The sequence below is a fragment of the Halobacillus sp. ABR2_026 genome, from assembly GCF_056158545.1.
Window position 1 is genome coordinate 1,707,607 of record NZ_JBSWTM010000001.1, and the last position, 12,688, is coordinate 1,720,294.

Here is a 12,688-nt window from a genome sequence, read left to right on the forward strand (position 1 = left end):
ACTAGCTTCACGTTTTAATCGAGTCCAGAGAGGCTCGGAAAGGTGTACTAGGGAAGGGCTCGTTTGTCGTGCAACGAGTTCAGCACCCCCAGACACCTGGGGGTGCTTTTTTTCTCCTTAGTCCCGATTATAAACAGGAATGGAGAGATGAACATGACAACGATCCATACGAAAAGAAATTTACTCTCGATCCAACAAATGAGCAACGAAAGGATTTTAAACCTCCTTCACTCCGCAAAGAAGTTGGAAAATAAGGAAGCCCGACCGTCTTATTCCGGTCAGTACGCGGCAAACCTTTTTGTAGAACCCAGCACAAGGACGAGAACAAGTTTTCACATCGCTGAAAGGAATTTAGGGTTTGATGTCGTTGAATTGTCCGGTATGGAAACGAGTTTAACGAAAGGAGAAACCTTATACGATACGCTAAAGACGCTTGAGGCGCTGGGGGTGGATCTTGCTGTCGTACGCCAATCCGAGGTCGGAGGCCTTGGTAAATGTACAGAGGGGTTGGAAATGAATGTGATTAACGCTGGAGATGGATGTGGAGAACATCCGACGCAAACTCTACTGGACTTGTATACGATCCATGAACATTTTCATAGTTTCAAAGGATTGCATGTCTGTATAGCGGGTGATTTGAAGCACAGTCGTGTAGCAAGATCCAACGCCTACGCGCTTAAGCAGCTTGGAGCCAAAGTTTCCTTTGTCAGTAAACGAGAATGGCAGGACTCAACGATGGGAGATGAGTATATGACCATGGATGAAGCTGTCCGGGTCTGCGATGTATTGATGCTCCTCAGGATACAGCATGAACGCCATGCAGAGTCCGGGGACTCCGTGGGTTATCTAGAACAGTATGGATTGACGGTTGAAAGAGAGGCAAACATGATGAACAGCAGTATTGTTCTTCACCCTGCTCCGGTTAACAGAGGTGTAGAGATTGATGGGAATCTCGTAGAGGGTGAAAAATCACGGATCTTCAGACAAATGTCTAACGGCGTAACGATTCGGATGGCTATTATTGATGCACTTATGAAAGGGGATCTGTAAATGAGGAAGAAAATCGTCAACGGTCAGGTTTATACCAATGGAAGCTTTGCAGCCCACGAAATAATGGTTCAGGATGGGAAGGTTATCGAAATAGCTTCTTCTGTAGGAGAAGCGGATGAGGTGATTGATGCAGGAGGAGGACTCGTTCTTCCAGGATTGGTCGATGTTCATATCCACTTGCGTGAACCTGGAGGTGAAGAGAAAGAAACGATCCGGACAGGAACACAAGCAGCCGCGCGGGGGGGATTCACCACTGTGAGTGCAATGCCTAATACCAACCCCGTACCTGATTCTCTGGATCAGATGACCCGTTTACAAACGAAAATTGAACAGGATGCAGTTGTCAGGGTCCTGCCTTATGCCTCGATCACGACACGCCAGCTTGGAAAAGAACTTGTAGACATGCAGAGCTTAACAGAAGCAGGAGCGTTTGCGTTTACCGATGACGGTGTAGGTGTACAATCCGCGGGGATCATGTTTAAAGCCATGAAAGTGGCCGGTCGACTCAGAAAGGCGATTGTGGCCCACTGTGAGGACAATTCATTAGCAGGGCGGGGAGTCGCTCATGAAGGAGAAGTCAGTGAAAGGCTCACTCTTCCTGGAATACCGAACATAGCGGAATCAGTGCAAATAGCCAGAGACGTACTGCTCGCAGAAGCAGCCGGCTGTCACTATCATGTATGTCATGTTTCTACAAAGGAGTCGGTGCGTGTCATCCGAGATGCGAAGCGAGCCGGGATTCAAGTGACAGCTGAAGTAACGCCACATCACCTGTTGTTGAACGAGACGGACATTCCACGGGATGATGCATGTTTCAAAATGAACCCTCCTCTCCGCTCGAAGGAAGATCAAAGCGCCCTGATTGAAGGCTTGCTGGATGGAACGATTGATTTCATAGCGACGGACCATGCTCCGCATACAGACGAAGATAAAAAAGGTGGTTTTTTGGACGCTCCATTCGGCATCACGGGTTTGGAAACAGCTTTTCCACTCTTGTTCAGTCATTTCATCACCCGTCATGAACTTGCCTTGGAACGTCTCATTGAGTGGTTGACTTCAAAGCCAGCTGAGGTGTTTGGCCTTCCTTCCGGGCATCTTGCACCAGGTGGACCGGCAGATCTGACGATTGTCGACATAAAACAGGAGCAGGTGATCAACCGAAATCAATTTGCTTCCAAGGGTAAGAATACCCCATTTGATGGATGGCGTGCGAAAGGTTGGCCGACACTTACTATGGTTTCTGGAAATATCGTATGGGAGGGCAAATCACATGAAACAACTCGTACTTGAAGACGGTACCGTATTTATCGGAGAAGGTTTTGGTAGTGATCGCGATTCGGTCGGAGAAGTGGTTTTTAATACAGGGATGAGCGGCTACCAGGAAGTAATCACAGACCCTTCCTATTATGGTCAGATGATTACTTTCACTTATCCTCTCATAGGGAATTATGGAATGAACCGGGATGATTTTGAAACCGTAAATCCAGGAGCTTTCGGTGTCATTGTTAAAGAACACTGTGATTATCCATCTAATTTCAGGAATGAAGAGAGCCTTGATGAATTTCTGAGAGTGAAAAATATCCCTGGGATCAGTGGGATCGACACGAGAAAGCTGACCAAGATCATCCGGAAGCACGGAACGATGAAGGCTTTGCTCACGTCATCAGAGCGTTCACTGACAGAAGCGCTCCGCATCCTTGAAACGACCCCGTTATTAAAGAACCAGGTCAAACAGGTCTCTACAGTGAAACCTTATGTCGTTCCTGGCCGAAAAGAACGGATTGTTCTTGTGGATTTTGGAATGAAGCACGGGATACTGCGAGAGTTCACGAAACGGCATTGTCATGTCACAGTCGTCCCTTACCATACTTCTGCAGAAGAAATCTTAAGAATGAAGCCGGATGGAGTGATGTTGTCCAACGGTCCTGGGGATCCGAAAGATGTACCAGAATCAATCCAGACAATCCGGGGACTAATCGGAAAAGTGCCGATGTTCGGCATTTGTCTTGGCCACCAGCTCATCGCCCTTGCATCAGGAGCTGACACGTCCAAGATGAAGTTCGGTCACCGGGGGATCAATCAGCCAGTGAAAGATTTGGATAACGAAAGGACATATATCACCTCTCAGAATCATGGCTATGCCGTCGACGCACATTCGCTTGGGAGAACTGACCTGCGATTATCCCAAATCTCGTTAAATGACCATACCGTTGAAGGGTTGAAACATACCCTGCATCCCGTCTTCTCGGTCCAATACCACCCCGAAAGTTCACCAGGACCAGAGGATACCGCTCACTTGTTCGATGAATTTCTGGAAATGATCAAGCGCTCCCAACAAACCATGAAGGAGGACTCTACATGCCAAAGCGTACAGATTTAAAGAAAATTCTCGTCATCGGATCAGGTCCGATCGTAATCGGGCAGGCCGCAGAATTCGATTATTCCGGGACACAAGCGTGTCAATCGTTGAAAGAGGAAGGGTATGAAGTCATCTTGGCGAATTCCAACCCTGCAACGATTATGACGGACCATACGTTTGCTGATCAAGTATATATGGAGCCGTTGACGCTTGAATTTATGCAGAAAATCATCCGCAAAGAAACTCCGGATGCGATTCTTCCTACGCTTGGAGGACAGACTGGATTGAACATGGCCGTGGAGCTGAGTGATTCCGGAATCTTAGAGGAATTTGAAGTGGAATTGTTAGGGACACCGCTGGATGCCATCCAACGAGCCGAAGACCGGGAGAAGTTCCGAGCGCTCATGCATGAAATGAACCAGCCGGTACCTGAAAGCGAAATCGTCAGCACCGTTGATGAAGCGTTGAACTTTGCAGAAAAGATCGGATATCCAGTCATCGTACGACCTGCTTATACTATGGGCGGGGCAGGCGGTGGAATGTGTGATGACCCTGCACAGCTGAGAGAGACGGCAAGAAACGGACTGTCCGCTTCACCGGTCAGCCAGTGTTTAATCGAAAAGAACATCGCCGGTTTTAAAGAGGTGGAGTACGAAGTAATGCGTGACGGCGCTGATAATAAAATTGTTGTCTGTAACATGGAAAATTTTGATCCCGTCGGTATTCATACCGGCGATTCCATAGTCGTAGCACCCTCTCAAACCCTTAGTGATCGAGAATATCAAATGTTGAGAAATGCATCTCTTGAGATTATCCAGGCGCTAAAGATTGAAGGAGGGTGTAATGTCCAGCTCGCTCTTGATCCTGACAGTTTTCAATATTACATCATCGAGGTAAATCCGCGAGTTAGCCGTTCGTCAGCACTCGCTTCCAAGGCGACTGGCTATCCAATTGCCAAGCTTGCCGCTAAAATTGCCATAGGTATGACATTGGATGAAATTAAGAATCCGATTACAGGTACGACATATGCTTGCTTTGAGCCAGCCCTGGATTATGTTGTAACGAAGATCCCTCGCTGGCCGTTCGATAAATTCGCAAAAGGGAACCGTGTCCTCGGCACGCAAATGAAAGCTACAGGTGAAGTCATGAGTATCGGCAGGAGTTTTGAAGAATCCCTGTTAAAAGGAGTCCGTTCACTGGAAGGTGATACAGGAGAGCTTTATCTTACTTACGCAGAGAAACTGAATGAAGAAGAGCTGACAAAAAGGTTGAAGAAAGCAGATGACGAACGGATCTTCTTAATTGCGGAAGCATTAAGGAGGGGCTATACCATCGAGCATCTCCATGATATCACCGGTGGTATTGATCTGTTTTTCCTATATAAAATTCAACGAATTATCGAACTCGAAAAAGTCTTAACAAAACAGGAACTGGATTCCTTTATGCTGGAAAAAGTGAAGAAGATCGGGTTTTCAGACCAGCAGATTGCTCGGCTGACCGAACGGGAGGAAAGTGAAATACGGGAATGGAGAAGAAGTCACGGTATCCGTCCGGTTTATAAAATGGTGGACACGTGCGCGGGAGAATTCGAGTCGGAAACTCCTTATTTCTACAGCAGTTATGAAGATGAGAATGAAGCCATTCCGAGTGGGAAAAAGAAAGTCCTTGTCATCGGTTCTGGACCGATCAGGATCGGTCAGGGCGTGGAATTTGATTATGCTACCGTTCATTCTGTGCTCGCGCTAAAAGATATGGGCTATGAAGCAATCATTATGAACAACAACCCGGAAACAGTTTCCACAGATTTCAGTGTGTCAGACAAATTGTATTTTGAACCATTGTCGCTTGAGGATGTGATGAATGTCATTGATCTGGAGCAGCCGGAAGGTGTCATAGTTCAATTCGGCGGGCAGACAGCCATCAACCTTGTGGATGGATTGACAAAGGAAGGGGTTCAGATCCTGGGGACAACGATGGAGTCCATCAATAAGACGGAGGATCGAGACCTTTTTGAACAGCTTCTCAACGACTTGAACATTTCGAAGCCCGGTGGAGTAAGTGTAACCAGCCCGGGGGAGGCGTTTCACGCCGCTGAACAAATAGGGTATCCGTTAGTGGTCAGGCCTTCCTATGTGTTGGGAGGCCGCGCTATGGCAATCGTCTATTCATCCGAGGAACTGGAATCTTACTTGGAATCCAATGCAGGTGCTTACAATGGTCATCCGATATTAATCGATAAATATATGACAGGAATGGAAATTGAAGTGGACGCCATATCTGATGGAGAGGATGTCTTCATTCCAGGCATTATGGAACATATAGAGCGGGCAGGAGTCCATTCAGGAGACTCCATGGCGGTTTATCCGACACAGAGACTGACGCATCAACTGGAGCAACAGTGTATCGATGCAACGGTTAAAATCGCAAGGGAATTGAATATGAAAGGGTTGATCAATATTCAATTCGTCGTTTATAAAGGCACGGCCTATGTTCTTGAAGTCAACCCGCGGGCCAGTCGGACGGTGCCTTTCTTGAGTAAGATTACAGGTGTTCCGATGGCGAGGCTTGCCACGAAGGTTCTGCTGGGAAGAACCTTGAAAGAGGAAGGCTATTCTACCGGTGTCGCTGCAAAGCCGAAGGGAGTATATGTGAAAGTTCCTGTGTTCTCTTTCGAAAAATTACGGAGCGTCGATACGACCCTTGGTCCAGAGATGAAGTCGACAGGGGAAGTAATCGGGTATGACCAAACGCTGGAAAAAGCTTTATATAAAGGAATGACATCCGCAGGGTTAAAGATTCCGACTCAGGGATCTGTTTTATTGACAGTAGCTGATAAAGATAAAAAAGAAATGCTGCAGATTGCCCGGACATTTTTCGAACTCGGGTTCCGCCTCTTCGCAACGGAAGGGACAGCTTCTGTCATAGAAGAAGCCGACCTCCCAGTTGAAGCAGTCGGAAAGGTCGGATCTGAACAACGGGATGTTATTGATTTGATTCAGCAGGGAGAAGTCCAATTCGTTATAAATACTCTCAATAAGGGGATGAGAGCAAGGTCCGATGGCTTTAGAATCCGCAGAGAAGCAGTCGAACATGGACTTGCTTGCTTAACAAGCCTGGATACGGCAAAAACAATCGTGGACGTCATCAATGCGATGTCCTTCTCCGCACGAGCGATTACGCCTATGGAAGGGGTAGAAGGATGAAAAAAGAAAGGATGAAGATCGTCAAACACGAGCAAGTTGCGTTAGACACCCATCTTCTCGTGCTCGAGGGAAAACTTGTACACGATATCGCCGACCCCGGTCAATTCCTCCACCTTAAAATCGAGGGCTTTTACCTACGTCGACCGATTTCTATCGCTGATTTCAATAAGGAAGATGAGACGATCACTGTCATATATAAAGTGATGGGGGACGGCACGAAAGCGTTGACGAAGCAGAGGGTCGGCGAGATCCTGGATGTACTCGGTCCCGGGGGACAAGGTTTTCCGGTAGAAGATATCCATGGGGATCATGCTCTTGTCATCGGTGGTGGAATTGGTGTACCTCCTTTGTACTGTACAGCGAAGTGGCTGAAAGAGAAAGGAATGTCCGTCACGAGCATACTTGGTTTCAGGTCTAAAGAGGATGCCTTTCTAATGGGAGAATTCCAAGAGATTGGAGACGTACTCATTACGACGGAAGATGGGTCCCTGGGAATGGAAGGACGAGTCACGGACGCTTTAGCTCACGTGAACAAAGCTTACCAAGTCTATTTATCCTGTGGTCCCTCCGTCATGTTAAAAGCAGTTGAAGAACGGTTGCCGGACACGAAAGGATACTTGTCTATGGAAGAACGCATGGGTTGTGGCATTGGGGCTTGTTTTGCCTGTGTGATCAAATCTAATGATGAAAAAGGATATAAAAGAATTTGTTGTGATGGCCCTGTATTTAAGTCAGGGGAGGTTGTCTTGTCATGAAATTATCAGTGAAACTTCCAGGACTTGAAATGAGAAATCCAGTGATGCCAGCTTCAGGATGCTTTGCTTTCGGGAAGGAATTTGCTCAATTGTATGATCTGTCCATACTGGGAGCTGTGATTATGAAAGCGGCAACGAAAGAAAGCCGTTTTGGGAACGGAACCCCTCGAGTAGCGGAAACGACAGGGGGGATGCTGAATGCGATCGGTTTGCAAAATCCCGGGGTGGAGAGCATTGTTTCGAATGAAATTCCATTTTTACAAACTCAATCTGTCCCAATCATAGCGAATGTAGCAGGCAGCACAGTAGAGGAATATGGAGAAGTTACAGAACAGATTTCTCCTCATGTCGATGCCATTGAATTGAACATTTCCTGTCCGAATGTGAAAGAAGGAGGTGTGCAATTCGGTACAGACCCTGAGTCAGCTAAAGAAGTGACGGCTCATGTCGTAAAACGGAGCAAGGTCCCGGTTTATGTAAAGCTATCACCGAATGTAACAGATATCACACAAATAGCCAAAGCAGCAGAAGAAGCGGGTGCTTCCGGCCTATCTATGATTAACACACTTACGGGTATGCGGATCGATCCCGGAACCCGACGGCCTGTGATTGCCAATGGAACCGGAGGACTGTCCGGTGCAGCTATTAAACCTGTCAGCATCCGGATGGTCCATCAAGTATATCAAGTTGTAGACATTCCCATCATCGGGATGGGGGGGATTGAATCGGCAGAGGATGTGCTGGAATATTTATTAGCAGGGGCCAGCGCTGCGGCGATCGGAAGTGCGAATTTCAAAAACCCTTATATTTGTGAAGAAATCATTAAAGATTTACCACGCATTCTTTCACGCTACGGGTTCTCCAGTGTGGAGGAGGCGATCGGAGGTGCTCATCATGAAAAAGTTAAAACCCCTATACTTCGCTCTTGATTTTCCGACGGGGGAATCAGCATTCGATTTCCTCGAGAAGAATGAGCTGACAGGGATACCTGTGAAAGTGGGCATGGAACTGTTCTACAAAGAAGGATCATCCATCATCAGCCGCTTAAAAGAGAAAGGGCACGATATTTTTCTCGATTTGAAGCTCCATGATATTCCGGAAACGGTCCGGCGAACCATGCGAAACCTCGCTTCTATGGACGTAGATGTCGTGAATGTCCATGCTCAAGGAGGGAGTAAAATGATGCGGATGGCTAAAACGGGGTTGCAGGAGGGAGCACCTGGAGAGGTTCCTGTTCTTCTTGCTGTAACGATTCTCACGTCGTCTGATCAACAAATGTTGAAAGATGAGATGATGGTCTCCCCAACGTTAACAGAAGCTGTCGGTCATCTTGCTGGTCTTGCTGACAAAAGTGGCCTTGATGGAGTCGTTTGTTCCGTTGAAGAAGCTGATAGCATTAAGCGGAGAACTTCTCTTGCCGTCCTTACACCGGGTATTCGTCTTCAGGGAGAAGACCATCATGATCAGATACGTGTGGCTACTCCGGAAACGGCACGGATTAAAGGTTCAGACGCCATTGTCGTAGGACGGGCAATTCGAGAGGCATCCAATCCAAAAAGCACCTATCTAAAAATAATGGAGGTTTTCCACAATGAGTCAACTCACACTTGTTCGTGATCTGCTTGAAATAGGCGCGGTCAAAATTGAGACCGAAAATCTTTTTACATGGACGTCAGGCCTGAAGTCTCCGATTTATTGTGACAACCGGCTGACGTTGTCTTATCCCCGTTTACGCAAAAGAATCGCTGAAGCATTCGTAAGTAAAATCGACAGTTATAGCACGGTCGATGTGATTGCTGGATGTGCAACGGCAGGGATTCCTCATGCAGCATGGGTGGCGGACCTGATGGATCTTCCTATGGTTTATGTAAGGTCTTCAGCAAAGAAACATGGGAAGGGAAATCAAATTGAAGGGAAAATTTCACCTGGCCAAAAAGCTATCGTCATTGAAGATTTAATTTCCACAGGAAAATCATCGATTCAAGCGGCACAGGCCCTTCAAAATGAAGGGGTGGAAGTAATCGGAGTTCTGTCCATTTTCACGTATGATCTTATGATTGCTAAGGAAGCGTTTCGTGAACAAACATACCACTGCCAGGCGCTTACAAGCTATGATGAGCTCATTCAATTGTTGGTAGATGAGAATCAAATCGATTCGTCTCAGGAAGAACTGTTGCGAATGTGGAAACAGGAGCCGCAAATTTTTACGAATTCTTAAACAACCGAACAGTTGCTATTTCTCTACTCTCCTAGTACGATGATATCATCAAAGCGTATTGGTGATGGAAATGAAATCAAAAAAACATTCGTTCTTCATACTCATGAATGCCTCCCTCGGTTTATTGACTTGTTTTGTCTATTTATATACGTGGGTTGCCTTTGCATTTATGGAGTCTATGTGGTCGCTTGAACCTGTATTGAGTTTATTCGCTTCTCTGTCCTTATTTCTATTATGGAATGTTTATATGTTGAAGCGTGAAAGCAAAAGGTACTGGGCCCAAGCTATTTTTTCTTATTTAGCATCCATAGCGGTATTCGCTTATTTTCTGACCTGAAACCACGATTTAAATCGTGGTTTTTTCATTTTTTCAATAGCCTCTGTTAATGGTGGCTGTTTAAGACGGATGACGGAATCTTCATGAACAGGACACCCTGTTGAACGTTTTATTTCGATATGTCTGTTGAACATCTTTCTTGGGGACTATTAAAAAGATGAATGATAATCTTTTCGGTTGTGGAAGAAGACCTGCCTTTTGACAGATGTTGGAGGGGACCCTATAATTTATTTTTATACTCATAGGATCTTACATGAAATCCAGACACGATTTTGGAGCAGGTATGGCTGGGAGGCGTGCTGGATTATAGGAAGAGGAAACACAGGAAAGGAGGGATGGAAATGGTAGAGATCGGACGACGTTCGTATTGGTTCAAGCGGATGCTTGCATCAGATCCGGGTCATAAACGATTGCAGCAGGCAGGGAAAGCGACACTCAGTGTCATTTCTGCTGTATTTACAACGTTGTTCATTTTGGAACTTCTCGGTCATGAACCTCTTCTGCCATCGATCATATCCGGCGTATGTGGATTGCTTGGAATTATGGCAGTGATGGATGAAACAAAAGCTGAAAAAAAAGTGACGACGACCCTGCTTCCTTTAACAGCTATTATTGGTGTAACCTGCGGATCACTGTTATCTTTTAGCGCTGTACTCGTATCTGCATTGATGATTACAGCGATTTTCTGCAGTTTCTATTTTTCCAAATTCGGAACTCGTTACTTTTCATTAGGTATGATCGGTTTTATTACGGTTTATTTCTCCTCATTTTTGAAGCTTCCTCCCGTCCAATTTCCGTGGTTTTACGGGGCAATTTGTATAGGCATCGGGTACGCTTACCTTTATAACTTCATTATATTTAGAGATAATGCCCAGCAACTCAAACGAAGTGTTCAGTCCTTTCATCGACAGGCGAATCTTACGCTTGAGATGCTCGCTGAAGTCATCCAGGATCCTTTATTAAACACCGGTCGTTCAAAGCAACTGAGAGCGAATTCAAAAAAGCTTAGGGACTATGCCAACCACGTCTCAACAGATTTAAATGCGCAAAACATCAGAGAAATTTGGCCGAAAGTCCGCACAGATCAAATGAGGTTGTATGTATTTGATACGGCCATGTTTGTGATGACCTTATCAGAAAGTTTGGAGAAGTTGAAAGAGAAGGGGGCCTTCGAGTCAGACGAGCTTCGGTTCCTTCTCCTGCAGCTACTGCGAACTTTGCAAAAAGCGGATGTTCTCAAGGTGCAACAGACAGAGGACCATCTCGCTGAAGCTGAACGGGTGGTAGGAGCGTTACGAAAGATGATTGATAGGGAGTTTGGTGATCATGAAACGAAACCTCAAGGGTGGATGTACTTGCTTCGGAGAATTGAAGCGATGGCTACACATGTTACAGAAGGTGCCCTCTCGATAAAATACAGTACGGGCCATTTGGATGAGGAGAGAGAAGAGGCTGAAAACGATTCTGAGCCTGAAGAGGCGGAGTCTAATGACATGGAACCTACAACAAAAAAAGCCATCCAGTCTTTAATTGCCGGAACGGCTGCTGTCTTTGCAGGTCACTTATTTTCACCAATTCAGCCCTACTGGGTTCTGTTGACCGTTTTTATCGTTCTGCTTGGGACGCCTACTGTCGGTCGGACCTATTTGAAAGGCGTTGAAAGGTCGATTGGAACAGTGGCGGGGGCAGTGATTGGGTTCTTCCTTGCAAAAGCCGTATCCGGCCAATCGGAGGTTGAAGTGACGTTGATTTTTGTCGTCATTTTTTTGGCTTTTTATATTCTGCCGGTTTCCTATACGATCATGAGTCTATTTATCACAATGCTTATTGCTTTCATGTACGATCTTATTTTAGGTGGAATCAGTTATCCGCTGCTTCTTGCACGAGTGATTGACACCATAGTAGGGGCAGCGATAGCCTTCACAGCTGCTGCCTTCATCTATCCTACTCCTACATTAGGCAAAGTGAAGGAACAGGCTGTTGATTATTTGGAGCATCTGCAGGGATATGTTCTTTTGTATTTACAAAATATTCGTCGTTCAGAAAGTATGAAGGGTCTCGCCGATAAGGCCTTCGAACTGGATGGGATGATCCAGGGAATGGAGGAGGAAACGAAACCAGCGCTGCAACGCCCGGGTGCAAATAGGTACTCTGGTATACCTCGGCTGCTGATGTCCTTTACGGCCATCAACTTCTATGCAAAGCAGCTGGTCGCTTCTACTTATCAAAAGGATTTTAAACCTTCAAGCGAAATCATAAGTTCGCTCGACAGGGTTGAAAAAATCGTTCACCATAACATTCGCGTTTTAATGGATTCTCTTACAGAGGAACACTATGCTGCCCCGTTACACAGCTTGAAGAACGAGCGGGAGATTATTGAGAGGCATGCCCCTGCGCACCATTCGGAAGAAGGAGACCTCATCCACCACCTTTATTACGTGTGGAAAATCAATCAGGCGCTGCTTCTTATCGGAGAGAGGATGGGGCTTGAATCCTCGGAAACGTGGGAAGAGTAAAAAGGAGCAGATGCGACTTCGCATCTGCTTTTTCTATTATCGGTTTCTGAATTCAGATTGATCCTGTGCTTTAGCAATCGTGATTCGATCTTCGCCGGTAGCCGGTTGAACCGCGTCTCTGCTTTTTTTCGGATTTCTTTTTGACTTTGAATTCTTCGGCAAGACAATAACCTCCTCAATGTAAGGGAACTGCTTTTTTATTGTTCCTCTACCGCAGTTGGTTATGTTAAAAAAACCCCCCATCCATTTT

At 46.1% G+C, this 12,688-nt stretch carries 10 protein-coding genes; 9 read left to right on the forward strand and 1 reads right to left on the reverse strand.

The features are described 5' to 3' along the window. Positions 1–153: 153 nt before the first annotated feature. The 9 genes from ACXADE_RS08870 to ACXADE_RS08910 all read left to right on the forward strand — a co-directional run bounded on the left by ACXADE_RS08870 (position 154) and on the right by ACXADE_RS08910 (position 12,438). Complete coding sequence (locus tag ACXADE_RS08870) at positions 154–1,050, forward strand: aspartate carbamoyltransferase catalytic subunit (RefSeq protein WP_474980118.1); 897 nt, start codon at positions 154–156, stop codon at positions 1,048–1,050. After that, complete coding sequence (locus ACXADE_RS08875) at positions 1,051–2,340, forward strand: dihydroorotase (RefSeq protein ID WP_474980119.1); 1,290 nt, start codon at positions 1,051–1,053, stop codon at positions 2,338–2,340. It abuts the gene before it with no gap. Continuing rightward, complete coding sequence (locus ACXADE_RS08880) at positions 2,321–3,430, forward strand: carbamoyl phosphate synthase small subunit (protein ID WP_474980120.1); 1,110 nt, start codon at positions 2,321–2,323, stop codon at positions 3,428–3,430. Before ACXADE_RS08875 ends, ACXADE_RS08880 begins: the two co-directional genes overlap by 20 nt. After that, on the forward strand, positions 3,409–6,612 hold the full coding sequence (carB, locus tag ACXADE_RS08885) for a carbamoyl-phosphate synthase large subunit (RefSeq protein WP_474980121.1): 3,204 nt from the start codon (positions 3,409–3,411) through the stop codon (positions 6,610–6,612). The genes ACXADE_RS08880 and carB overlap by 22 nt, the downstream gene beginning before the upstream one ends. Beyond that, positions 6,609–7,367, forward strand: coding sequence for a dihydroorotate dehydrogenase electron transfer subunit (locus tag ACXADE_RS08890; RefSeq protein WP_474980122.1), 759 nt, complete (start codon positions 6,609–6,611; stop codon positions 7,365–7,367). The genes carB and ACXADE_RS08890 overlap by 4 nt, the downstream gene beginning before the upstream one ends. Beyond that, the gene (locus ACXADE_RS08895; RefSeq protein WP_474980123.1) at positions 7,364–8,296 is read left to right on the forward strand and encodes a dihydroorotate dehydrogenase; all 933 of its coding nucleotides are present in this window, start codon (positions 7,364–7,366) and stop codon (positions 8,294–8,296) included. The genes ACXADE_RS08890 and ACXADE_RS08895 overlap by 4 nt, the downstream gene beginning before the upstream one ends. Then, complete coding sequence (pyrF, locus tag ACXADE_RS08900) at positions 8,262–8,984, forward strand: orotidine-5'-phosphate decarboxylase (protein WP_474980124.1); 723 nt, start codon at positions 8,262–8,264, stop codon at positions 8,982–8,984. The genes ACXADE_RS08895 and pyrF overlap by 35 nt, the downstream gene beginning before the upstream one ends. Then, entirely contained in the window at positions 8,959–9,585 is a 627-nt protein-coding gene (pyrE, locus tag ACXADE_RS08905) for an orotate phosphoribosyltransferase (protein WP_474980125.1), read from the forward strand. The genes pyrF and pyrE overlap by 26 nt, the downstream gene beginning before the upstream one ends. 678 nt (positions 9,586–10,263) lie before the next feature. Continuing rightward, positions 10,264–12,438, forward strand: coding sequence for an FUSC family protein (locus ACXADE_RS08910; protein WP_474980126.1), 2,175 nt, complete (start codon positions 10,264–10,266; stop codon positions 12,436–12,438). Positions 12,439–12,474: 36 nt separating this feature from the next. On the opposite strand, the gene ACXADE_RS08915 is transcribed toward ACXADE_RS08910, so the two are convergent. Next, a complete protein-coding gene (locus ACXADE_RS08915) occupies positions 12,475–12,600 on the reverse strand; it encodes a hypothetical protein (RefSeq protein WP_474980127.1) in 126 nt (41 codons plus the stop codon). Between the last annotated feature and the right edge of the window lie 88 nt (positions 12,601–12,688).

What these genes read in the sequence shown, in the direction of transcription:
- ACXADE_RS08870 (WP_474980118.1), top strand. Translation starts at nt 154, where the DNA reads ATGACAACGATCCATACGAAAAGAAATTTACTCTCGATCCAACAAATG.
- ACXADE_RS08875 (WP_474980119.1), top strand. Translation starts at nt 1,051, where the DNA reads ATGAGGAAGAAAATCGTCAACGGTCAGGTTTATACCAATGGAAGCTTT.
- ACXADE_RS08880 (WP_474980120.1), top strand. Translation starts at nt 2,321, where the DNA reads ATGAAACAACTCGTACTTGAAGACGGTACCGTATTTATCGGAGAAGGT.
- carB (WP_474980121.1), top strand. Translation starts at nt 3,409, where the DNA reads ATGCCAAAGCGTACAGATTTAAAGAAAATTCTCGTCATCGGATCAGGT.
- ACXADE_RS08890 (WP_474980122.1), top strand. Translation starts at nt 6,609, where the DNA reads ATGAAAAAAGAAAGGATGAAGATCGTCAAACACGAGCAAGTTGCGTTA.
- ACXADE_RS08895 (WP_474980123.1), top strand. Translation starts at nt 7,364, where the DNA reads ATGAAATTATCAGTGAAACTTCCAGGACTTGAAATGAGAAATCCAGTG.
- pyrF (WP_474980124.1), top strand. Translation starts at nt 8,262, where the DNA reads ATGAAAAAGTTAAAACCCCTATACTTCGCTCTTGATTTTCCGACGGGG.
- pyrE (WP_474980125.1), top strand. Translation starts at nt 8,959, where the DNA reads ATGAGTCAACTCACACTTGTTCGTGATCTGCTTGAAATAGGCGCGGTC.
- ACXADE_RS08910 (WP_474980126.1), top strand. Translation starts at nt 10,264, where the DNA reads ATGGTAGAGATCGGACGACGTTCGTATTGGTTCAAGCGGATGCTTGCA.